The sequence below is a fragment of the Romboutsia sp. genome, assembly GCF_056995035.1.
Genome location: NZ_JBXKIW010000093.1, coordinates 1 through 23,643, shown reverse-complemented (window position 1 = coordinate 23,643; position 23,643 = coordinate 1). Strand labels below are relative to the sequence as shown.

At 29.1% G+C, this 23,643-nt stretch carries 20 protein-coding genes and 1 other annotated feature; of the genes, 18 read left to right on the top strand and 2 right to left on the bottom strand.

Annotated elements, in window-relative coordinates; genetic code table 11:
* Positions 1–3 precede the first annotated feature (3 nt).
* The 13 genes from rpmI (at position 4) to AC11VW_RS14770 (ending at position 13,669) form a co-directional block, all read left to right on the top strand.
* The gene (rpmI, locus tag AC11VW_RS14830; protein WP_484302208.1) at positions 4–198 is read left to right on the top strand and encodes a 50S ribosomal protein L35; all 195 of its coding nucleotides are present in this window, start codon (positions 4–6) and stop codon (positions 196–198) included.
* Between the two features lie 57 nt (positions 199–255).
* Entirely contained in the window at positions 256–612 is a 357-nt protein-coding gene (gene rplT / locus AC11VW_RS14825; protein ID WP_484302207.1) for a 50S ribosomal protein L20, read from the top strand.
* Positions 613–973: 361 nt separating this feature from the next.
* Positions 974–2,308, top strand: coding sequence for a TrkH family potassium uptake protein (locus tag AC11VW_RS14820; RefSeq protein ID WP_484302229.1), 1,335 nt, complete (start codon positions 974–976; stop codon positions 2,306–2,308).
* Between the two features lie 89 nt (positions 2,309–2,397).
* Positions 2,398–3,069: a potassium channel family protein gene (locus AC11VW_RS14815; protein WP_484302228.1), complete on the top strand. Its 672-nt coding sequence runs from the start codon at positions 2,398–2,400 to the stop codon at positions 3,067–3,069.
* 2 nt (positions 3,070–3,071) lie between these two features.
* Positions 3,072–3,869 (top strand): TrmH family RNA methyltransferase, encoded by a 798-nt coding sequence (locus AC11VW_RS14810; RefSeq protein WP_484302206.1) that lies wholly within the window; start codon positions 3,072–3,074, stop codon positions 3,867–3,869.
* Between the two features lie 52 nt (positions 3,870–3,921).
* Positions 3,922–4,153, top strand: a binding site (T-box leader).
* Positions 4,154–4,205: 52 nt separating this feature from the next.
* Positions 4,206–5,225: a phenylalanine--tRNA ligase subunit alpha gene (pheS, locus tag AC11VW_RS14805; RefSeq protein WP_484302205.1), complete on the top strand. Its 1,020-nt coding sequence runs from the start codon at positions 4,206–4,208 to the stop codon at positions 5,223–5,225.
* 16 nt (positions 5,226–5,241) lie between these two features.
* Positions 5,242–7,632, top strand: a complete 2,391-nt coding sequence (gene pheT / locus AC11VW_RS14800; RefSeq protein WP_484302204.1) for a phenylalanine--tRNA ligase subunit beta — start codon at positions 5,242–5,244, stop codon at positions 7,630–7,632.
* A gap of 23 nt (positions 7,633–7,655) precedes the next feature.
* Positions 7,656–8,255, top strand: a complete 600-nt coding sequence (locus tag AC11VW_RS14795) for a cell division protein ZapA (protein WP_484302203.1) — start codon at positions 7,656–7,658, stop codon at positions 8,253–8,255.
* 97 nt (positions 8,256–8,352) lie between these two features.
* Entirely contained in the window at positions 8,353–10,764 is a 2,412-nt protein-coding gene (locus AC11VW_RS14790) for a U32 family peptidase (protein ID WP_484302202.1), read from the top strand.
* A 31-nt stretch (positions 10,765–10,795) separates the two neighbouring features.
* Positions 10,796–11,365 (top strand): HD domain-containing protein, encoded by a 570-nt coding sequence (locus AC11VW_RS14785; protein WP_484302201.1) that lies wholly within the window; start codon positions 10,796–10,798, stop codon positions 11,363–11,365.
* A gap of 134 nt (positions 11,366–11,499) precedes the next feature.
* Positions 11,500–12,633 (top strand): XRE family transcriptional regulator, encoded by a 1,134-nt coding sequence (locus tag AC11VW_RS14780; RefSeq protein ID WP_484302200.1) that lies wholly within the window; start codon positions 11,500–11,502, stop codon positions 12,631–12,633.
* A 293-nt stretch (positions 12,634–12,926) separates the two neighbouring features.
* Entirely contained in the window at positions 12,927–13,295 is a 369-nt protein-coding gene (locus tag AC11VW_RS14775; protein WP_484302199.1) for an ArsR/SmtB family transcription factor, read from the top strand.
* A 2-nt stretch (positions 13,296–13,297) separates the two neighbouring features.
* Positions 13,298–13,669, top strand: coding sequence for a NifB/NifX family molybdenum-iron cluster-binding protein (locus tag AC11VW_RS14770; protein WP_484302198.1), 372 nt, complete (start codon positions 13,298–13,300; stop codon positions 13,667–13,669).
* Positions 13,670–13,761: 92 nt separating this feature from the next.
* Here AC11VW_RS14770 and AC11VW_RS14765 read toward each other — a convergent pair whose 3' ends face one another.
* Entirely contained in the window at positions 13,762–15,213 is a 1,452-nt protein-coding gene (locus tag AC11VW_RS14765; protein ID WP_484302197.1) for an aminoacyl-histidine dipeptidase, read from the bottom strand.
* A 334-nt stretch (positions 15,214–15,547) separates the two neighbouring features.
* Here AC11VW_RS14765 and AC11VW_RS14760 point away from each other — a divergent pair, with 334 nt between their 5' ends.
* The 4 genes from AC11VW_RS14760 to AC11VW_RS14745 all read left to right on the top strand — a co-directional run bounded on the left by AC11VW_RS14760 (position 15,548) and on the right by AC11VW_RS14745 (position 21,356).
* A complete protein-coding gene (locus tag AC11VW_RS14760) occupies positions 15,548–17,926 on the top strand; it encodes an endonuclease MutS2 (protein ID WP_484302196.1) in 2,379 nt (792 codons plus the stop codon).
* A gap of 35 nt (positions 17,927–17,961) precedes the next feature.
* Entirely contained in the window at positions 17,962–18,405 is a 444-nt protein-coding gene (locus AC11VW_RS14755; RefSeq protein ID WP_484302195.1) for a 2-thiouracil desulfurase family protein, read from the top strand.
* 93 nt (positions 18,406–18,498) lie between these two features.
* The gene (gene argS / locus AC11VW_RS14750) at positions 18,499–20,199 is read left to right on the top strand and encodes an arginine--tRNA ligase (protein ID WP_484302194.1); all 1,701 of its coding nucleotides are present in this window, start codon (positions 18,499–18,501) and stop codon (positions 20,197–20,199) included.
* 233 nt (positions 20,200–20,432) lie between these two features.
* On the top strand, positions 20,433–21,356 hold the full coding sequence (locus AC11VW_RS14745) for a hypothetical protein (protein ID WP_484302193.1): 924 nt from the start codon (positions 20,433–20,435) through the stop codon (positions 21,354–21,356).
* Positions 21,357–21,360: 4 nt separating this feature from the next.
* Here AC11VW_RS14745 and AC11VW_RS14740 read toward each other — a convergent pair whose 3' ends face one another.
* Positions 21,361–21,561, bottom strand: coding sequence for a hypothetical protein (locus AC11VW_RS14740; protein ID WP_484302192.1), 201 nt, complete (start codon positions 21,559–21,561; stop codon positions 21,361–21,363).
* A 160-nt stretch (positions 21,562–21,721) separates the two neighbouring features.
* Here AC11VW_RS14740 and AC11VW_RS14735 point away from each other — a divergent pair, with 160 nt between their 5' ends.
* The gene (locus tag AC11VW_RS14735; RefSeq protein ID WP_484302191.1) at positions 21,722–23,476 is read left to right on the top strand and encodes a B12-binding domain-containing radical SAM protein; all 1,755 of its coding nucleotides are present in this window, start codon (positions 21,722–21,724) and stop codon (positions 23,474–23,476) included.
* Positions 23,477–23,643: the final 167 nt, after the last annotated feature.

Here is a 23,643-nt window from a genome sequence, read left to right as displayed (position 1 = left end):
AACATGCCTAAAATGAAAACTCATAGAGGTGCTGCTAAAAGATTCAAGAAGACAGGAACTGGAAAATTAAAAAGATCTAAGGCTTTCAGAAGACACATATTAACTAAGAAAGCTGCTAAGACTAAAATGCAATTAAGAAAGTCTGGAATAGTTAGTGCAGGAGATGCTAGAAGAATAGCACAATTATTACCATACTAAAAATCGGATTAAAATAATAAACAAACATTAAAGAGGAAAACAAAGGAGGTCATAACGATGGCAAGAGTTAAAAAGGCTATGAACGCTCGTAAAAAACACAAAAAAGTGTTAAAACTTGCAAAAGGATATATAGGAGCAAGAAGTAAATTATACAGACCAGCTAATACATTCGTAATGAAGGCGTTAAAGAACGCATATATAGGTAGAAAGTTAAAGAAGAGAGACTTCAGAAGACTTTGGATACAAAGAATAAATGCTGGAACTAGAGCTCATGGATTATCATACTCTAGATTCATGAACGGATTAAACTTAGCAGGTGTAGAAGTTAACAGAAAGATGTTATCTGAAATGGCTATACATGATGCAGAAGGTTTCGCTAAGTTAGTAGAAGTTGCTAAATCAAAATTAGCTTAATCAAAATATAATAAATTTATATATAAAAGCCTTTGAATGAAAATTCAAAGGCTTTTTTTGCATATAAGCCTTAAGATTAGTGCATAGTAAAGGAATCATTTAGGTGTAAGAATTTAATATTTGATTTATGTAAATAATATTTTTTAGAAATACATAAAAAAGGTTAATTTATGTTAATTTTATTTAACTAAATTAAATATATAGGTTATTGTTTTTAGATAAAATTTGGAATATAATATAATGATGGTTATAAAGATTTACATAATTAGTAGATTTATGATTATGAATTAGTTGAATTATAAAGGAGGACTAAAATTACGTGATAACAATATTCAAAAAGTTTGCTACTTTTATAAATAAAATGCAACCTACACAAATAATGGTAATTGGTTTTGCTACAGTTATATTAATAGGAGGACTCTTATTAAATTTACCAATAGCAAGTCAGAGTGGCGAAAGTATTGGTTTATTAAATGGACTATTTACAGCAACATCTGCAGTATGTGTTACAGGGTTAGTTGTAGTAGATACTGCTACATATTGGAGTGGATTTGGTCAAGTAGTCATAATAATGTTGATACAAGTAGGTGGACTTGGGTTTATGACAATAGCAACCTTATTTGCTCTTATAATTAAAAAGAAAATAAATTTAAGAGAAAGACTTTTAATACAAGAAGCCTTAAATCAAATTGATTTATCAGGGCTAGTAAAATTAACAAGATATGTATTATTAATGACTTTCTTAATAGAAGGTACAGGAGCTATACTTCTTTCTACGGTGTTTATTCCTCAGTTTGGCATAGCAAGAGGGATTTGGTATAGTGTATTCCATGCAATATCAGCATTCTGTAATGCTGGATTTGATTTAATGGGAAATGTTTCAGGTCCATTTAGCTCATTAACATCTTATGTGAATAATTTTACCATAACAATAACTATTTCAGCACTTATAATTTTAGGTGGAATAGGTTTCCCTGTTATTCTTGATGTAATTAAACATAGGAAAGTGTCTAAGTTAACAATACATTCAAAAGTTGTGTTATTTACAACAACTATGTTAATAGTAGTAGGAATGATATTTATATTATTATTAGAACATAACAATCCAGATACATTAGGACCATTGGGATTTGGAGGGAAGTTACTTGCTTCGTTATTCCAATCAGTAACAACTAGAACTGCAGGGTTTAATACGATAGATTTAACTATAATGCATGAAAGTAGTATATTTATAATGATAATATTAATGTTTATGGGAGCATCTCCTGCATCAACTGGAGGAGGAATCAAAACTACTACGTTAGCAATACTAGTGCTTACAGTTAAATCATTTATACTTGGAAAAGAAGATATAGAAATATATGAGAGAAGAATTGAAACATCTACAGTTAGAAAATCAGTAGGGATATTTTTTATAGGGATTATAGTTGTGGTATTTGGAACTTTAATAATCTCAGTTACCGATCCAGAATTTACATTAGTTGAGGCCGGATATGAAGTAGTCTCAGCTTTTGCAACAGTTGGGTTAAGTATAGGAGGTAGTCCAAATTTAAGTACTTTAGGCAAAGTTTTCATAATGCTATTTATGTTTATGGGAAGAGTAGGGTCGTTGACTATATTCATGGCATTAGCATCTAAAGGAATAAAGAAAAAACAACAGATTAGATATCCAGAAGGAAAAATAATAGTTGGTTAACATATAAAGCATATAGTTAAATTTAAAAATTAAGTATATATTATGAATATGAATTGGAGATGAATTTTTATATGGAGAGAAAGAATAAAATAAAACAATATATAGTTATAGGATGTGGAAGATTTGGAGCTTCGGTAGCGACAACTATGCATCTTTTAGGTCACCAAGTTATGGCTATAGATAAAGGTGAAGAAATAATTCAAAACATAGCAGATAAAGTTACACATGCGGCTATAGTAGATGTTACAGATGAACAATCATTAAGATCTTTAGGATTAGGAAATTTTGACGTAGCAATAATATCAATAGGATCGGATATAAGAGCATCTATAATGGCAACACTTATAGCTAAAGAAATGGGAGTGTCTCAAATAGTATGTAAAGCTAAAGACGAGCTACAAGCTAAAGTTCTTTATAAGATAGGTGCAGATAGAGTTGTTTTCCCTGAAAGAGATATGGGAGTAAGAGTTGCACATAACCTAGTTTCTGATAATATATTAGATCATATAGAGTTAGATCCAGAATATTCAATAGTTGAAATAGTTACACCAACTGGTTGGGTAGGAAAAACATTAATAGAATTAGAACTAAGAGCAAAATATGAAATAACAGTTCTTGCTATAAAAACAGGAAAAAGCATAAATGTTACTCCAGCACCACATGAAGAACTAAGATCAGGAAGTATTTTAGTTGTAATTGGGCAAAATAGTAAGATAAGTAACATAGCATCAGAAAATAAAGACGTAATTAGGAGAAAGTAGCAATGCCTATAATGATAACGGCTAAAGATAATGAGAAAGTAAAGTATACAAAATCATTATTGAAAACAAAAAATAGAACTAAAGAATCAAAGTTTATAATAGAAGGATATAGAATACTAACTCTTGCGATAGAATGTAGCGCAGATATAGAGTATGTATTTATAAATGAAGATTTTGAGAATAAAGAAGAACATATAAACTTTTTAGAAATATTAAAAGAAAAGAATATGAAAACATATAAAACTACAAATAAAATATTTGATGATTTAGTAGATACAGAAACAACACAAGGTATTTTAGGTGTGGTAAGATTTAAGCAAAAGAATATAGAAGAAAGTTTAGATGATGATAGTAGATTTGTACTAATACTAGATAGAATTCAAGATCCAGGGAATATGGGTACTATAATAAGGACTGCAGACGCTGCTGGAATAGATGCTATAATTGCATTAAAGGGATGTGTAGATATATACAATCCAAAAGTTATAAGATCTACAATGGGATCAATCTTTGATATGAATGTAATCAATACTACTCAAGATGAAGCACTTAGACTACTTAAATTAAAGAATTTTGATATCGTATCTAGTTACTTAGATACAAATAATTTTTATAATAGCGTAGAATATAACTATAAGACTGCATTAGTTATAGGAAATGAAGCAAATGGAATCAATGAAGAATTAGTATCAAAATCAGATGTATTGGTTAAAATACCGATATATGGCAAGGCTGAATCTTTAAATGCAGCAATAAGTTCAGCTATACTAATGTATGAAATAAAGAAATATCAAGTTTAATATATTGTAAGTAACATATATAGTATGGTATAATTGTATGAAAAACATATTTTTAAATACTATGAAAGAGAAAAGTATTTTGATTTAACTTAGATCAGAGAGAAGTACCTAGGCTGAAAGTACTTTCTAAGAATTCAAAAGAAGTTCGCTCTGGAGTATTAAAGCTGAAATTAATAGTAGGCTTTAACGTCAAAACGCGTTAAGTTTGTTTGAGGTGGTTTAATAATTGATAATTATTAAGCTACTAGGGTGGTACCGCGAAATTATAGTCTTTCGTCCCTAGATAGGGATGAAGGGCTTTTTTTAATACATAAAAAAGTGAAAGGGTGATTAATAGTGCAAGAAAAATTACTTAATTTAGAAGAAGTTGCTTTAAATGAAATTAAAGACACTTCAAGCATCGAAGCTGTAGAAAATCTAAGAGTTAAATACTTAGGTAAAAAAGGTGAAATAACTGCTATCCTTAAAGAAATGGGTAAGTTATCAGCGGAAGAAAGACCTGTAATAGGTCAAGTTGCCAACAAAGTAAGAGAATCAATAGAAGGAAGTATATCTTCTAAAAAAGAAGAATTAAAAACTATAGAAAAGCAAAAGCAATTAGAGCAAGAAGTTATAGATGTTACTATGCCAGCAAAGCTAGCTATAGTAGGAAAGAAACATCCTATATCTCAAATAATAGATGAAGTAAGCGAAATATTTATGGGAATGGGATTCTCTATAGCAGAAGGTCCAGAAGTTGAAACAGTTGCAAATAACTTCGATGCACTAAATGCACCAAAAGACCATCCATCAAGAGATATGAGTGATACATTCTACATAAACAGTGAATTATTGCTTAGAACTCAAACTTCTCCAGTTCAAGTTAGAACTATGAAAAGTGAAGAGTTACCTATAAAAATAGTATCTCCAGGAAGATGTTTCAGATTTGATTCACCAGATGCTACACATTCACCAATGTTCCACCAAATAGAAGGTCTTGTAGTAGGAAAAGACGTTACAATGGCTCAACTAAAAGGAACATTAAATATGTTCGTTAAGAAGTTATTCGGGGAACATACAAAAACTAAATTCAGACCACATAACTTCCCATTCACAGAGCCAAGTGCAGAAGTAGATGTTACATGCTTCAAGTGTGAAGGATCAGGATGTCCTATGTGTAAAGGTGAAGGATGGATAGAAATACTAGGAGCAGGGATGGTACATCCAAATGTACTTAGAAACTGTGGAATAGACCCAGAAATTTATAGTGGATTTGCATTCGGTATGGGTGTAGATAGAATTACAATGCTTAAGTACGAAATAGATGATATAAGAGTATTATTCGAAAATGATATGAGATTCTTAAATCAATTTTAATTAGGAGGAATTGAAGATGTTAGTACCTTTAAAATGGCTTAGAGACTATGTTAACATAGATAAAGATACTCAAGAATTTGCTGATATGATGACTATGACAGGGTCAAAAGTAGAAAAAGTAGAATTCTTTGGAAAAGAAACAAATGGTGTTGAGGTGTGTAAAATACTACAAATAGAACAACATCCAGATGCAGAAAGATTAGCAGTTACAAAAGTTGAAGTGGGTGACGGTCAAATACTTCAAATAGTAACTAATGCAAAAAATATAAAAGTTGGTGATTATGTTCCTGTTGCTAGAATAGGTGCAGTATTACCAGGAGACTTTAAAATAAAAAAAGGTAAGTTAAGAGGAGTATTATCAGAAGGAATGTTCTGTGGTGCTGAAGAATTAACTATACCTTCTCAATATGTTGAAGAGCATAAAAAAGATGGAATATACATATTAGACAACAAAGATTCATTTGAATTAGGAATGGATGTAAGAGAAGCTTTAGAAATTAATGATGCTTTAATCGAATTTGAAATAACTTCAAATAGACCTGATTGTAGATCTATAATAGGTATAGCAAGAGAAGCTGCTGTTACATTAGGAAATGAATTTAAATATCCGCAAATAAAAGTAAATGAATCTGATGAAAATATAGATTTCAATGTTGAAATACAAACACAATTATGTAACAGATACTGTGCAAGAGTAATAAAAGACGTTAAGATAGGACCATCTCCATATTGGATGCAAAGAAGACTTATGGAAGCTGGAATAAGACCGATAAGTAATATAGTAGATATAACAAACTATGTTATGATAGAATTAGGTCAACCCCTTCATGCATTTGATTTAGGTCAAGTTGGAACAACTAAGATGGTAGTTAAATGTGCAGAAGAAGGCGAAAAGTTCACTACATTAGATGGAGTAGAAAGAACGTTAACTTCTGAAATGATAGTAGTAACAAATGGAGAGAAAACTCTAGATTTAGCAGGTGTTATGGGAGGGGAAAACTCTGAAATAACAGATGCAACAACTACTATATTACTTGAAGGAGCAAACTTCGCAAAAGAAAGCGTAAGAGCTACTTCTAAAAAATTAGGATTAAGAACAGAAGCATCATCAAAATTCGAAAAAGGTATAGATATAAATTTAGCTGAGGTAGGTATAAATAGAGCAGCTCAATTAATAGAAGAATTAGGATGTGGAACGGTTCTTAAAGGAATAGTAGACAACTATCCAAATAAACAAGAAGTTCAAAAATTAACAGTTAATCCTCAAAGAATAAATGCTTTATTAGGTGTTAATGTTTCCATGGACCAATTCATAAATATACTAGAAAACTTAGAATTTAAGTGTAACTTAATAAGTTCTGATAAGTTAGAATTAGAAGTTCCAAGTTTCAGATTAGATATAGCTGAAGATGCGGATATATTAGAAGAAGTAGCTAGAATATATGGATATGAAAATATACCATCAGCAGATTTAGAAGGAAATGCTACAGCAGGTGTAAAAACTGATAATCAAAAGTTCATGGATAGTGTAAAAAATAATGCTATATCTGTAGGATTAAATGAAATATTAACATATTCATTTGTAAGCCCTAGAGGTGTAGATAAAATAAACTTACCTGAAAATGATGAGAAGAGAAACTTTGTTAAGATAATAAATCCATTAGGTGAAGAGACTTCGGTAATGAGAACAACTTTAATGCCTAACATGCTAGATATAATATCTACAAATATATCACACAAAGTTGAATCAGTATCAGCATTTGAATGTGGTAATACATTTACTCCACAAAATGGGTTACCAGTAGAAACAAAAAAATTCTGTGTTGGAATGTACGGTAAAGAAGTAGATTTCTTTGTATTAAAAGGAGTTATAGAAGCTATATTAAATAATGTAGGATTTAAAGGCTACGAAATAGAACCGGAAACTAATAATTCGACATTCCACCCTGGTAGATGTGCAAAAGTAGTGTATAATAATATGTATATAGGTACTTTTGGAGAATTACATCCAGATGTTATTGAAAATTATAACTTAGGACAAAGAGTTTATGTTGCAGAAATAAATGCAGATTTAGTATTTGAAAACTTAACTGTAGTTAAACTATATAGTCCATTACCAAAATACCCATCTACATCTAGAGATATAGCATTAATAGTTAAAGATGAAGTATTTGTTAAGCAAATAGAAGATATAATTAAAGCTAACAGTACAGAAATAGTAGAAAAATATGAATTATTTGATGTTTACAAAGGGTCACAAATAGAAGAAGGACATAAGTCTATAGCATACTCTATAACATATAGAAGTGCTCAAAGAACTTTAACTGATGAAGATGTAGCAAAAGTACATGATAAGATACTAAGTGAGCTAAGTGAAAAACTAAATGCAAACTTAAGATCAAACTAACTAACGTAAGGGGGCGTGTTAGTATGAACAAGGTTATAGTAAAAATTAATGGTGCTGAATATCCGATGGTGGGCGATAAATCAGAAAAACATATGCTAAGTGTAGCGTCATATGTTGATAAAGAAATGACTAAAGTGATAGAAAGCAATTCAAGATTAAGTACATCTGTTGCAGCTATAGTCACAGCGGTTAATATAACAGATATATTCTTTGAATGCTCAGAAGAAAATGAAGAACTTCTTAAGCAAAATGAAGAATTAAAGAAAAAAGTTGGGAATTCAGATGAAGAGCTTAAATTAGAAATGAGAAAATTACAACTCTCACTGCAAGGTAAAGTAAAAGAAGAAGAACATTTCAATGTAAAGATAGATGAATTGAATAAGGTAATTGAAAATCAAAAATTACAAATAGAAGAATTAGGGAATAGAACAGAATTGTCTAAAGGAGAAGTTGATAGCTACAAAGCTCAAATTGAAGAACTTAAATCTCAACTTGAGATGGAAGCAGAAAAAGCTACAGTAGCAGAAAAACTATCCTCAAAATTCCAAAATGATGCATATAAAGTACAGTTAGAAAAAATAGAGCTTGAAAATGAGGTAAAATACCTTAGAGCGATGAAATAGTAATCAAAATTAAGCCTTCAGGAGAACCTGAAGGTTTTAATTTTTAAAATTAGGGATATTATAAATATAGGAGAAATATTCCTTAAAGGAGGACATTATGAAAGACATAGAATTATTAGCACCTGTTGGGACTTTTGAAGCATTAAAAGCTGCCGTTCAAAATGGAGCAAATGCTGTATACCTAGGAGGTAAAGACTTTAGTGCAAGAGCATCAGCAAACAATTTTGATAGAGAAGAATTAAAAGAGGCAGTTAGATATGCGCATATAAGAGATGTGCAAGTATTTGTAACTGCAAATACATTGATAAAACAAAATGAAATACATGATTTTGTGCAATATGCAAAATTTTTATACGATATAGATGTAGATGCAATTATACTTCAAGATGTAGGTATGGCGAGACTTATAAAAAAAGAGCTGCCAGATTTTGAAATACACGCAAGTACGCAAATGGTGGCTCATTCTTTAGAAGATGTTAAATATTTAGAATCAATAGGATTTGATAGAGTAGTTTTAGCTAGAGAGGTTAATGTAGAAGAAATAAAGTATATTTGTGACAACTGTGATGCAGATATAGAAGTGTTTGTTCATGGTGCATTATGTGTATGCTACTCGGGACAATGTTTAATGAGCAGTATGATAGGAAATAGATCAGGAAACAGAGGAAGATGTGCACAACCGTGTAGACAAAAGTATGAGCTTATAGATGTACATACAGGAGAAGTTATAGACAGTAATGGAGATTATTTATTAAGTCCTAGAGATTTAAATACTATAGAAGAAATTGATAAAATAATGGATGCAGGAGTTCATTCTTTAAAAATAGAAGGAAGAATGAAAAAACCAGAGTATGTTGCAACAGTTATAGGAAGTTACAGAGACGCAATAGAGGAGTATAGAACTACAAATAAACTAAATGTATCAGATGAAACAATGAGCGACTTATACACTATCTTTAATAGAAAATTTACTAAAGGTCTTGTATTAGGTGAAGTAGGAAAAGATGTTATGAACTCAGAAATACCTAATAACCAAGGATTATACATAGGTAAGGTTCTAGAACATAATAAAAGAACAAAAAGACTTAAAATAATGCTTGAAAATACTCTTAAAAAAGGTGACGGAATAAACCTTGGTGGAGGAACTATAGGAAGGATCATAAAAAATGGTGATATACATACTATAGGACATAAAGGCGAACTAATAGAGTTAGACTTTATTGGAGAAGCAAAAAGAGGGCAAGTTGTATTTAAAACATCGGATAGTGAATTAATGGATAGAGTACAAGCTACCTTCCAACAAGATAAAGAACTTATAAAAAGTGATATAGATGCACAAATAACTATAAAGTTAGGACAAAATCCTATACTTATATTGAGTGATGAAAAAGGAAATGTAGCTACTGTAGAAGGGGATAAGATTGTTGAAGGTGCAATGAAGGTCGCATTAAGTAAAGAAAAAGTAGAAACTCAAATGCAAAAGCTTGGCAATACTCCTTATGTACTTAGAAATCTAGAGATAATATTGGATGATAATGCTAGTTTGCCAGTAAGTATATTAAATCAAATGAGAAGAGATTGTATTGAATTTCTAGATGAAGAAAGAATTAAGATAAAAAATAGAAATCATAAAAATAAAATACTTAAATATAATCCAACTAAAGTAAGTAGAGATTCATCTGAACAAATAGCAGTAAAAGTTAAAAATTTAGAGCAACTAGAAGGTGCTCTACAGTGTAACGTTGATATAGTTTACTATGAAGATGTTAATACACTTGATGAAGCATTAAAAATGGGAATTAAATTTAGTAAGAAAATATCATATTCAGCACCAAGAATTATAAGACATAAAGAATATAAGCAACTAGAAAAAGCTAAGCAAACAGGAATAAATTCTGTACAAGTTGGAAGCTGGGGAGCTCTAGATTACTTTAAGGATGAAGAATTAAATATAGATTATTATTTAAATGCATTCAATAGTGAAACAATAAATCATTTTAAAGAAACTGGTGCTACTAATTTATGTTTATCTCAAGAATTAAATATATATGAGATAAAAGAAACTTTAAAATATACAGATATGAAGACTGAATGTATAGTATATGGATATACTCCACTTATGATAACTGAATATTGCCCAATGGGAGTTATAGTTAGAGATTGTAAAAAAGATAAAAAAGTTTCAAAATGTAAGGAAAGCACATATGCTTTAAAGGATTTTAAAGATGAAAAATATAGAATAACTCAAGATATATTCTGCAGAAGTACAATATATAACTCAAAAGTAACTTGTATGTTGGATAATTTATATGAATTAAATGAGGTAGGAATAAATATACTCAGATTAGATTTTACCTTAGAAGATGGAGAAACTGTAAAAAAAGTAATACAAGCATATCAAGAAGTGTTAGACAATGATTATAAGCTTGGAGTTAAGGCAACTAAACTTTATAATGAACTAGATGAAAAAGGGGTTACAGCAGGACATTATTATAGAGGTGTAGAATAAAAATAAAATAACGTTCAGGAGGAAAAGGGAAATGAGAGAACAAGCAGTAGGATTAGTTGATAAGTATTTAGAAAGTGAACACTTGATAAAACATTCATATGCGGTAGAAGTAGTAATGAGAGAATTAGCTAATAAATTAGAACCAGATAGAGCTGATGAATGGGCTATAGCAGGACTTTTACATGATTTGGATTCAGATATGTTAGATTATAAAAATAATCCGGACGAATCAAAATTACATGGACTCAAAGCTGTAGAACTTCTTCAAAATGAGAAATTTGGAAATGATTATATATATCAAGCAATAAAAGCGCATAATAAAGATAATGGGACAGAGAGATTAAGTACAATAGATAAGGCTATATATGCAGCAGATCCGATAACAGGATTTATAACAGCAATAGCACTTATTTATCCAGATCAAAAAATATCTAGTGTAAAAGTAAAGTCTATAACTAAGCGTATGAAAGAGTTAAGATTTGCAGCAGGAGCGAATAGAGAAGCGATGAAAAGCATAGAAGAACTAGGAATTCCATTTGCTGAATTTGCACAAATATCATTAGAAGCTATGCAAGGAATAAGCGACACCTTAGGCTTATAATTGACTACTTATCATAAATATGATATTATTATGAACATAATGAAATTGAATAATGCTCTGGGTATTAAGTATATCCAGAGCATTTTAAATTTAAAATAACGGACATTATGCATCATGAAAGTGAGATAGAGAATATGAGTAGAAAAAAAATATTCAGTGGAAAAAAACTAAAAGCAGCTAGAATGTATAGAGGAAAAACTATAGAACAATTAGCACAAGAAAGTAATATAAATAAAAAAGATGTACTTGCATTTGAAGAAGATAAATACAAGCCAGTAGTAGAAAATGAGATGAAATTATCAAATACATTAAAATTCCCAAGAGAATATTTCTTTGAAAATGATAATATAAAGGTAATTGTTGAAAGCACACACATAAGACCAGAATCACCTATACCAAGAGTGGAAGAGATATCGTACAAAGAAAAATTAGTAATGACTCATAAATTAATATCGTTTATAGAAGGATATATAAGATTCCCGGAAATGAATATTCCTGACGATTTAAGTAAGTATGATGATATGGAAGAATTAGCAACAAAGGTTAGAAGGTTCTGGGAATTAGGAGATGGACCTATAGGGAATATGGTGAATTTATTAGAAGTTAATGGAATATCTATATCAGCAATGAATGTAGATAAAAAAGGTGCATTATCATTTACTCAAAAGCAAAGTATAGAAAGAAATCCAAGATACTTAATATCTTTAGGAAATGATAGAAAATCTGCTACAATAAGAAACTATGACTTAGCTTATGAATTAGCTTATATAGTATCAGTTGAAGCAGGAATATCATCTAAAAAATTCTCAAAGGATGAATTTGCTTGTGCATTTTTATTACCAAAAGAAGCTTTCTTTGAAGATTTAGCAAATGTAAATGAAATACAAGATTATGTTGAATTAAAGAAAAAATGGATAGTTCCAATATCAGCTATGGTACTAAGATCCTACCAAATCGGAGTTATAAATTACAAGAAATATATGTATTTAATTAAAGAAATGGAAAAGCAAGGATGGTTAAAGAAAGAGCCTTTAGATGATAATATAAAATGTCCTAACCCAGCTTTATTAAAGAAGTCTGTGGAAATGATAATAGATAATAAGATAATGACAGGTACAGGATTAGTGGAGAACTTAGCTGATAGTGGTTTAAGTCTTTATGCAGACGATGTAGAACTGTTATTAGGATTAAAAGAAGGTATGTTGTCACCAAAAGCAAATGCAAAAAAGAGTAATGTAACTAAAGTTAATTTTAAAAATAAAAAATAAAATATTAAACAATAAAAAGTAGCAAAGTTTTGAAAAACGATGCTACTTTTTATTGTTTAAATAACAAAAACTTAATTAAAAAATTTAAAAAATATATATTCTAATTAAGTTTTTACACTTTTGCTATATCGTGATTTTGAAGTTATTTATTTTATTGAAGTTTAATTGATTTAGCTAATGTAGATTATTTTTTAGAACATATATATGAAAATAGGGTTGAAAAAAATAATTAACAGTACTATAATTTAATTAAGTAATTACTTAACTAGATAAGGGGAACAAGAAATAAAATAATGGAAAATTTATCAAAAATATTTAAAGCTTTAGGTGATGAAACTAGACTGAATATACTTATATTAGTATCTAAAAGAAATATATGCCAGAGAGGAATTTCTAAGTATCTAGCGATATCAGATTCAGCTGTTTCTCAGCATATAAAAGTTCTAAAAGAAGCTAAGATAATACATGGACATAAAGAAGGCTATTATGTACTTTATCATATTAATGAAGGTATATTTGATAAGTGTATAAATTTACTGAATTCTTTAGGGAATGAGTCTAAAAATGAATTTACAGAGATAATTAAATTTAATGTCGGTAACATAGGTTGTGCATCTAGTTGTAAATCTATGAAAAAATGTTGTAGTAGAAGGGAGTATTAATTATGAAAATATGTGTACCAGTAGAAGTAAATGAGGGGTTAGCTAGCAAACCATTTGGTCATTTTGGATCAGCTCCTATGTTTGTAGTATGTGATTTAGAGAGTGGAGATATAAGTACAATAAATAATGGAGACTTAGGTCATGAGCATGGTAAGTGCCAACCTATAAAGGCTTTATCAGGAAATGTAGTAGATGCAGTTATAGTTGGAGGAATAGGTCAAGGGGCTATAATGAAATTAAATTCAATGAAAATAAAAGTATATAGAGCACAGGCAGAAACGATAGAAGAAAATTTAAATTTACTTAAAGAAAATAAACTTCAAGAATTTCCATCAAATCATACATGCTCACATGATGATTGTGGACATCACTAAAAAATAAGATATAAATAAAGAAAAGCAGAGTTTAAAATTAATTAAACTCTGCTTTTACTATATTCTAAATATTTAACGAAAAATATTAAATATTAATGTTGATTCATAGATTTTAATATAGCCACTAAGTAATTCCAAACATTTTCAGTAGAAGAAATACTTAAATGCTCATTAGGAGTATGAACTTCATACATATTAGGTCCAAGAGAAATAGCTTGTGCATGAGGCATCTTATCTAATAATAATCCACACTCAAGACCAGCATGTAGAGCCATTATAGTTGGCTTTTTACCAGTTAATTTTTCATAAGTATCAATACATATTTCTTCTAGCTTAGAACCTTTAGTATATTCCCAAGCAGGATAATCACTTTCTAATTTAAATGTACCACCTAAAGTTTCAGCTAATAAAGCCATCTTATTAGTTGTACTATCCTTTAAAGTTCTAACAGAACTTCTAACAGCACACTCAAAAGTAACTTCACTATCAGTTGTTCTTATAACACCTAAATTAGTAGAGCTTTCAACTAATCCTTGTATATCCATACTCATAGATTGAATACCATTAGGCATTAAAGTTAACATTCTTACAATTTTATCAGAACAATTGTAAGTAAGGACTCTATCTGCTGTAGTTTCACTACATTCAATAATTATTCCAGGATCAGAAGTACTAAATTCATTTTTAAATATAGTAGTTATTTCTTCTATACATTTCTTAGCTTTATCAACGTCATTTTTATCAACAACTATAACAGCCTCACACTCACGAGGAATAGCATTATTTTTAGATCCACCTTCAACTCTAGCTAAATCGTAATTTACACATAATGAATTTAATAATCTACCCATTAATATGTTTGAATTAGCTCTTTGTTTTATAATATCCATACCAGAATGTCCGCCAAGTAATCCTTTGATTTCAACTAATAAAGCTTGCTTATCACCTGAAATATCAGTGTATTCAGCATTTAATTTAGACCAAGCAGTAACACCACCAGCACAACTTACTAATAAGAATCCTTCTTCCTCAGAATCAAGGTTTATTATGTATTCACCTTTAACCATTTTACCATCTAGAGCCATAGCACCAGACATACCAGCTTCTTCATCACTAGTAACTAAAAGCTCTATTGATGGATGTTCTAAATCTGTAGATGCAAAAACTGCCATACCCATAGCAACAGCTATACCATTATCAGCGCCAAGAGTAGTTCCTGTAGCATATATCATGTCATCTTCTATTCTTAATTTTAGTGGGTCTTTAGTAAAATCATGTTTTGTATCTTTATTTTTTTCACAAACCATATCCATATGACCTTGAAGGACTACACCAGGACAATTTTCATAACCTTTTGTAGCAGGTTTTCTTATTATTATATTTAATGCATCATCTTGTATAGTTTCAAGACCTAAACTTTCACCAAAGTTTTTTAAATAATCACTTATAGCTTTTTCATCGCCAGAACCACGTGGTATTTGAGATATTTCTCCAAAATATTTAAAAACAAGTTCTGGGTTTAAATTTTGTAATACGTTTTCCATAAGAATTCGCTCCTTTTAGATGAGATTGTATATTTAAGTTTAGTAAAAAAAACTTAAACTTAAATAATATAATCTTATTATACCACCAAATGATAAATATTAACAAATTAGTTATATTTAAAACTAATTTAATTCCATAATAATCCATAAAACTAAGATATTAAAGAGTGTCTATTGATTATCAATTAGTTATAAAGTAGTTCTAAATAAAAAATAGGAGGTTATTATGTTACAAATAAACTATATTTATGTATAATATTACTTAGTCACATAAATAGTATGATTGAAATATACATAAACTAAATGTTATAAATACATAATTTAAGGAGGACGTATGAATCCCAAATCACTAAGAGTTTTAGAATTTAATAAAATAGTAGATCTATTGAAGGGTAAAGCATCATCTTCATTAGGTATGAAATATATAGAAGAATTAAATCCAAGTTCTTATTTTGAAGATGTCAAATATATGCTAAAAGAAACTAGCGAGGCTCAGGCAATACTTATAAAAAGAGGTATAGTCGGACTACAAGGTATACATGATATAGAAGCCAAGGCTATAAGAGCTAATGTAGGAGCATCATTAGATCCAGGTAGTTTAATAATTATAGCAGATACATTAAGAGCAGCTAGAACATTAAAGAATAGTTTATCATCAAGTCAAGAAGAGAACTTTAATTATCCTATAATACAAGCATTGTCAAATTCGTTATATGCATACAGAGATATAGAGGATGCTATTTATAATGCAATAATAAGTGAAATAGAAATATCTGATAGTGCATCATCAACACTAAAAGATATTAGAAGAAGAATAATACAAAAAAATCAATCAATAAGATCAAAGTTAAATTCAATAATATCTTCTACTACATACCAAAAATATTTACAAGATGCCATAATCTCAATAAGAGGAGATAGATTTGTAGTTCCTGTAAAATCGGAATATAGATCACAAGTAGCAGGTATAATTCATGATCAATCATCATCAGGAGCAACATTATTTATAGAACCTATGAGTATTGTAGATATGAACAATGAGCTTAGACAATTAAGACTTAATGAAAAAGAAGAAATAGAAAGAATATTAGCTGAGTTATCTGCAATGGTTGGAGAAGTAAGTGATGACTTAATATCTAATCAAGAAATACTAGGTAGATTAGACTTTGCATTTGCAAAAGGAAAATTATCAATACAAATGAGAGGTGTAGAACCTACTTTAAATGAAGATAAATTTATAAATATAAAAAATGGTAGGCATCCACTATTAGAAAAAGATAAGGTTGTTCCAAATACAGTTTACTTAGGAAGAGATTTCCATACATTGGTTATAACTGGGCCTAATACAGGTGGTAAAACAGTAACTATAAAAACAGTAGGACTATTTGCACTTATGACACAAAGTGGATTACACATACCAGCAGATTTTGGAAGTAGTATGTGTGTATATGATAATGTATTCGCAGATATAGGAGATGAACAAAGTATAGAGCACAGTTTATCTACATTCTCATCTCATATGACTAATATAGTATCAATATTAAAAGACGTAACAGAAGATTCATTGGTTATATTTGATGAGTTAGGTGCAGGAACAGACCCAATAGAAGGTGCGGCACTTGCTATAGCAATATTAGAAGATGTACATATGGCAGGAGCAAAATGTATAGCAACAACACACTATAGTGAAATAAAAAATTATACCCTGACTAAAGAAGGTGTAGAGAATGCTGCTGTAGAATTTGATTTAGAAACATTAAGTCCTACATATAGATTATTAATAGGTGTACCAGGCAAATCAAATGCTTTTGAAATATCTAGAAAATTAGGCTTGAGTTCACACGTAATTTTAAGAGCAAGGGATTTTATTGATACTGACAATATAGCGTTAGAAGATGTACTTCAAAATGTTGAGAAAAATAGAATCAAAGCTTTAGAAGAAAGAGAAGAAGCAGAAAAATTAAAAACTCAAATAGAAAGATTGAAGATTGAGTATGATGAAAAGATTTCTAAAATATCAGCACAAAAAGAAAAAATGATAGAACAAGCAAAATCAGAAGCTTTTAGGATTACAAGACAAGCTAAAGAAGATGTGGATAGTATAATAAAAGAGCTTAGAGTATTAGAAGAAGAAAGAGCTTCAAAGGAAAAGAATCAAAAGATAGAAGCACTTAGAAAAGAATTAACAAGTTCTATGGGAAGTCTTCAACCAACTGTTGAGAGTATGATAATTCCTAAAGTAGCAAATAAAGAAATCAAGGATTTAAAGGCAGGACAAGAAGTAAGAATCATAACACTTAATCAACAAGGTAGTGTAGTCTCTGTTGATAAAAATAAAAAAGAAGCAGTTGTACAAATAGGTATAATGAAAATGACTCTACCATTTAAATCTCTTCAAAGAGTTAAAAAAGATGTTAAAACTACAGTTACCAAGTCAACAAGAAATATAATAAAATCTAAATCAGGTAATGTAAGAAGTGAAGTTGATTTAAGAGGACTGAATTTGGAAGAAGCTATTATGGAAGTTGAAAAGTATTTAGATGATGCTTATGTAGCAGGATTAGAATCAGTTACGATAATACACGGTATAGGAACTGGTGTATTAAAATCCGGAATTCAAGATATCTTAAAGCGTAATAGACATGTAAAAGCTCAAAGGGCTGGTCAATATGGTGAAGGTGGAGCAGGAGTAACTATAGCGAACTTAAAATAGATTAATAGATAGGGTAATTATAGGGTGAAACGTATATGATATTGGTATCGGCATGCTTACTTGGAATAAACTGTAAGTACAATGGAGACAATAATAAAAATGACGAGGTAGTAAAATACTTAAGAGATAAACAATTTATAATTATTTGTCCAGAACAGTTAGGTGGAATGTCTACGCCTAGAGAGCCATCTGAGATAGTTCGATTAGATGGAGAAGCTGTTATAAAAGGTCAAACTAGCGTAATTAGCAATAAAAAGCTAGATGTAACTAGTGAATTTAAAAAAGGTGCCCAAGAATCATTGAAAATAGCTCAGATTTACAATTGTAAAGAAGCTGTCTTAAAAGAAGGAAGTCCTTCTTGTGGCTCAAATTACATATACGATGGCACATTTTCAGGCAAAAAAATAGATGGAGTTGGAGTTACTACAGCCTTATTAAGAAGCAATGGCATAAAAGTAATGAGTGAAAAAGAATTATAATAAAATATAACGAGTTAAATAAAGTAAATAACTTGAAAAAAGTCGAAATTTGATTTACCATAAAACAATACAAGAAAAAAGAGGAGAAATAGAATGCAGGATTTTAAAGTAGCAATAGCAGAATGTTTAAAAGAAAAGATAGAAGATTTATCAGTAGAAGAAATAGTAGGATTATTAGAAGTTCCACCAAATAAAGAAATGGGAGACTATGCTTTCCCGTGTTTTAAATTAGCAAAATTATTTAGAAAAGCTCCTAACATGATAGCTCAAGAGTTATCAGAAACTATAGAAGCTAAAGGGACAATAGCTAAGGTTATACCACTAGGAGGATATGTTAATTTCTTCGTTAATAAATCTCAATTAGCAGAAAATGTTATAAATGATGTATTAACACAAAAAGAAAACTATGGACGTAGTGAAATAGGAAAAGATCAAAATGTTATAGTTGAGTTCTCATCTCCTAATATAGCAAAGCCTTTCCATATAGGGCATATAAGAACCACTGTTATAGGAAATGCTTTATATAAAATGTATGAATCACAAGGATACAATACTACGAGAATAAATCATTTAGGTGATTATGGAACTCAATTTGGTAAGCTAATAGTAGCTTTCAAGAAGTGGGGAGATAAAGAGGTAGTAGAAGCTAGCCCAATACCAGAGTTATTAAAATTATACATACAGTTCCATGATGAAGCTGAAAAATTCCCGGAAATGGAAGATGAAGCAAGAGCATGGTTCACTAAATTAGAAAATGGTGATGAAGAAGCCAAACAATTATGGCAATGGTTTAGAGATGAAAGTTTAAAAGAATTCTCTAGAGTGTATGACTTATTAGACATAGAGTTTGATTCTTTAGCAGGAGAAAGTTTCTACTCTGATAAAATGCCTAAAGTAATAAAAATATTAGAAGAAAAAGGTCTTTTACAAGAATCTAAGGGAGCTAGAATAGTTGATTTAGAAGACTATAATATGCCACCAGCACTTATAACTAAAAATGATGGCTCAACATTATATATGACAAGAGATTTAGCAGCGGCTATATACAGACATGAAACTTATAACTTTGATAAGTGTGTATATGTAGTTGGTTCTCAACAAAACTTACACTTTGAGCAATGGTTTAAAGTTATAGAACTTATGGGATTTGATTGGGCTAAGGATCTACTTCATGTTGGATTTGGTATGGTTGCATTAGAAAATGGAACTATGTCTACAAGAAAAGGTAGAGTAGTATTCTTAGAGGATGTTCTAAAGCAGGCTATAGAAAAAACAAAAGAAACAATAATTGCTAAAAATCCTAATGCTCTAAATGCTGATGAAATAGCTAAGCAAGTAGGGGTTGGAGCTGTAGTATTCCAAGAATTATCTAATAGCAGAATAAAAGATTACACATTCTCATGGGAGAGAACATTAAGTTTTGATGGAGAAACAGGACCATATGTTCAATATACTCATGCTAGATGCTGTGCAGTACTTAGAAAAGCTAATGAAGAAGTAACTACAGATATAAACTATGATTTATTAAATGATGTTGATAGTGCGGAAGTATTAAAAGTTATAGCATCTTTCAATAAGTGCATACTTGCAGGCTTAAGAAAGAACGAGCCTCATATAATAACTAGATTTGTACTAGATTTAGCACAAGCATTTAATAAATTCTACCATGATAACTCAATATTAGTTGAAGATGTAGAATTAAGAAAAGCAAGACTTGCTTTAGTTGCAGCTACTAGACAATCTATAGAGAACGGACTTAAGTTATTAGGAATGCATGCACCAGAAAGAATGTAATAAAATATAAAAATACAGGGATGTCGAAAATTGATGCTTTACATCTAAAAATGTAATATCGTATACTAGAAGTAGATAGTAGAATACACAAAGTTTTTTGTATACTACTATCCCCTGTATAAATGGCAGCTTATGAGCTGTCTATTTTTTTTAAGTTGACAAGAGGAAGTATATTAAATATAGTAGATGATAAAAATAATTATTATAAGTATTACATGAGGAAGGTAATATTAATGAAAGATGATATAATAAGAAAATCCTATGTAGGAGCATTTGACATAGCTGATAAAGGTTTAAGAGATTTAATTATAATAAATACAAAATGTTTAGTAGATGATAATACACAACGTTTTGTTTATATGGATAATAATAGACTTAAAGATGAATTAATTTACTATAAATATTATGGAGAAACACCATCATATAAAAATATATTGAATATTTTACTGCCAGTAATCATTGCGAATACTAACATGCAAAAAAGTGAAGAAGTAGTTATAGATTTAATTCAGAAGTACGTAAAATACTTCAAAAGAGAAGAGCATTTATTTGAGTACATATTGAGTACAGTGATATATAATAATGTGATTCATAAAATAATAGAAGATAAAAATATAAAATACCAAGAATTATTACAAGATATAAAACAAACAATAATAGGATTTTCTATAAGTTTGGATAAAATGAAGACGATAAAATTTCAAATGGCAAGAATAAAAGCTATACAAGAAATTGATAAATATATAGATTTAAAAATACAAGATTATAACGATGATAAAATAGTATGTAGTATATTAAATATTTTATATGATATATACATAGAAAATAGAGTAGTTGAAAATGATGGAGTTTTGAGTATAAAAAAATCTATACTATCTATATTGGGAAATGAAGGAAATCCAAGTATAGACAATATAGACTTTGTTTTATCGATGTCACAATATATTATCAAATTGAGAAAGTATAAAATTAATAAAAAAAATTATGATAAAAATGCAGACCCGCGAAATTTAATTAGTCTTGAAGCTGGGGATACTGCACTAGATCCGATACTTAATCAAATAACAATCGTATCAAAGAATTTTAGTAATAATATACTTCATATAAATATAAAATCTAAATCAGGTATATATGAACTAAAATTTAAAAAATCATAATTTATTAGTTATTATTTTCTAAATAACTTACAAATTGTTCTTCAGTAGTAGTAGTTAAAAAACATAATTCTTTTACTATGCTATTTCTAAGATCAATAAAATCTTCAAGGCCAGTATTTTCGTTTGTATACTCTAGAGCCTTTAAAATAAGCAATAAATCTCTTTTTGATAAAGCGTTGATAGATACTTGGTCGATTAATTCCATAAATAACTTCCTTTCTAATTAGATATACTTAATACTATTATTCTACAAAATATATGCTAAAACCTTCTATTAAAGAAAATTTTGATAAGATATTACATATACTATTTTAACCTAAAAATAGTATAAAATCATACAACAATATTAAAAAGAGGTGAAATAATTGAAAATACTATTAACAACTCTAAATTCGAAGTTTATTCATACGAATTTAGCTATAAGATACTTAAAAGAATTTGTTAAAGACTTAGTAACTGTAGATTTAAAAGAATACACAATAAATAATGATTTAGATTATATATTAAAAGATATACATAAGAACGATTATGATATAATATTATTTTCTACATACATATGGAATGTAAATGATATAGTTAAATTATGCGAGAATATAAAAAAAATCAAACCGAATACTAAAATAGCCTTAGGTGGACCAGAGGTAACATATGATAGTGAGTGTGCTATGAGTAAATACCCATTTGTAGACTACATATTATGTGGTGAAGGTGAATTAGTATTTAGAGATTTAGTAATGCATTTACAAGGAAATAAAAATATAGAAGATGTTGAAGGTATAGTTTATAGGCAAGGAAATGAAATAATAACTAATGCACCTAAAGCATTATTAGAAAACCTAGATGAAATACCAAGTCCATATGAAAACTTAGATCCAAGTGAATATGAAAATAGAATAGTTTATTATGAAACATCGAGAGGATGTCCTTTTAACTGTCAATATTGTTTATCATCAACACTTAAAGGACTAAGATATTTCAGTATAGATAGAGTTAAAAGAGACTTAAAAGCATTAATAGATGCTAGGGTATCTCAAATTAAATTTATAGATAGGACGTTTAACGCAAATAAAAAATTTGCTAAAGAAATTATGAACTTCTTAATGGAAAATGATAATGATTATACTACATATCATTTTGAAGTTACAGCACATTTACTAGATGACGATATGCTAGAATTTTTATCAGATTGCAAAGAAGGACTATTCCAGTTTGAGATAGGTGTCCAAACTACAAATCAAAAAGTGTTAGATGCAGTAGGAAGAAGAGATGATTTTAAGAAACTATCATATGTAGTTCAAAAAATAGCATCTTATAGAAATATACATCAACATCTAGACTTAATAGCTGGATTACCTTATGAAGAGTATTCTAGTTTTGAAAAATCATTTAATGATGTTTTTAATTTAGGTATAGAGCATTTGCAACTAGGATTTTTAAAAATGATAAAAGGGACAGGTATAAGAAATACTGCAAATGAACATGGATATAAATATAAGGATTATCCACCATATGAAGTTTTATATAATGACTATATAAGTTATACTCAAATACTTAAACTAAAGGATATAGAGGAAATATTAGAAAAGTACTATAACTCTAAAAATTTTGTATTATCTATGAGATATATAATATTTAATTATTATAAAGAAAGCCCATTTAAGTTCTTTGAGGAATTTGCAACGTATTTTGATGAAAATGGATATTTTGATATGGCTCAAGGAAAGAATCAATTATATAAAATATTACTAGATTTTTATAACGATAAGATAAATGTTGAAAATGAAATGTTTAATGATATTTTAAAATATGATTATATATCATTAGGAAAAACATCTAATATGCCAAACTTCTTTAATAAATTAGATATGGAAGATTTTAAAAATAGATGCCATATATATTTACAAAATAAAGAAAATACATCTAAGTATTTACATCAATTTGCAAATATAACAGCTAAACATATAATAAAACATGTCCATTTTGAACCTTTTGGGTTCAATATACTAGAATTAAAGAATGACATAAAAAGTAAAATCGAAAAAATAGATAATGTAGTCTTATTTGTATATGACGATAAAAAAATATTTGAAAAATCGAAAACATATAGCGTAGAAATATAAAAGGAGATTGAGTATGAAATTTAAAATAGAAAAATACTTATTAAAAAAAGCAGAAGAATTAGCTTTTATAACTATAAAACATGATGGAGAATTCCAAGTGGAAGGTTACAGTATTCCCAAAGGTGGACTAGATGTACCTATAAAGAACGAAGTATTAGTTAAAGGAA

Coding starts and splice junctions, on each gene's coding strand:
- AC11VW_RS14785 (WP_484302201.1), top strand. CDS start 10,796: ATGAGAGAACAAGCAGTAGGATTAGTTGATAAGTATTTAGAAAGTGAA.
- AC11VW_RS14810 (WP_484302206.1), top strand. CDS start 3,072: ATGCCTATAATGATAACGGCTAAAGATAATGAGAAAGTAAAGTATACA.
- AC11VW_RS14790 (WP_484302202.1), top strand. CDS start 8,353: ATGAAAGACATAGAATTATTAGCACCTGTTGGGACTTTTGAAGCATTA.
- AC11VW_RS14755 (WP_484302195.1), top strand. CDS start 17,962: ATGATATTGGTATCGGCATGCTTACTTGGAATAAACTGTAAGTACAAT.
- rplT (WP_484302207.1), top strand. CDS start 256: ATGGCAAGAGTTAAAAAGGCTATGAACGCTCGTAAAAAACACAAAAAA.
- pheT (WP_484302204.1), top strand. CDS start 5,242: ATGTTAGTACCTTTAAAATGGCTTAGAGACTATGTTAACATAGATAAA.
- argS (WP_484302194.1), top strand. CDS start 18,499: ATGCAGGATTTTAAAGTAGCAATAGCAGAATGTTTAAAAGAAAAGATA.
- AC11VW_RS14745 (WP_484302193.1), top strand. CDS start 20,433: ATGAAAGATGATATAATAAGAAAATCCTATGTAGGAGCATTTGACATA.
- AC11VW_RS14795 (WP_484302203.1), top strand. CDS start 7,656: ATGAACAAGGTTATAGTAAAAATTAATGGTGCTGAATATCCGATGGTG.
- rpmI (WP_484302208.1), top strand. CDS start 4: ATGCCTAAAATGAAAACTCATAGAGGTGCTGCTAAAAGATTCAAGAAG.
- AC11VW_RS14775 (WP_484302199.1), top strand. CDS start 12,927: ATGGAAAATTTATCAAAAATATTTAAAGCTTTAGGTGATGAAACTAGA.
- AC11VW_RS14770 (WP_484302198.1), top strand. CDS start 13,298: ATGAAAATATGTGTACCAGTAGAAGTAAATGAGGGGTTAGCTAGCAAA.
- AC11VW_RS14780 (WP_484302200.1), top strand. CDS start 11,500: ATGAGTAGAAAAAAAATATTCAGTGGAAAAAAACTAAAAGCAGCTAGA.
- AC11VW_RS14820 (WP_484302229.1), top strand. CDS start 974: ATGCAACCTACACAAATAATGGTAATTGGTTTTGCTACAGTTATATTA.
- AC11VW_RS14765 (WP_484302197.1), bottom strand. CDS start 15,213: ATGGAAAACGTATTACAAAATTTAAACCCAGAACTTGTTTTTAAATAT.
- AC11VW_RS14740 (WP_484302192.1), bottom strand. CDS start 21,561: ATGGAATTAATCGACCAAGTATCTATCAACGCTTTATCAAAAAGAGAT.
- AC11VW_RS14760 (WP_484302196.1), top strand. CDS start 15,548: ATGAATCCCAAATCACTAAGAGTTTTAGAATTTAATAAAATAGTAGAT.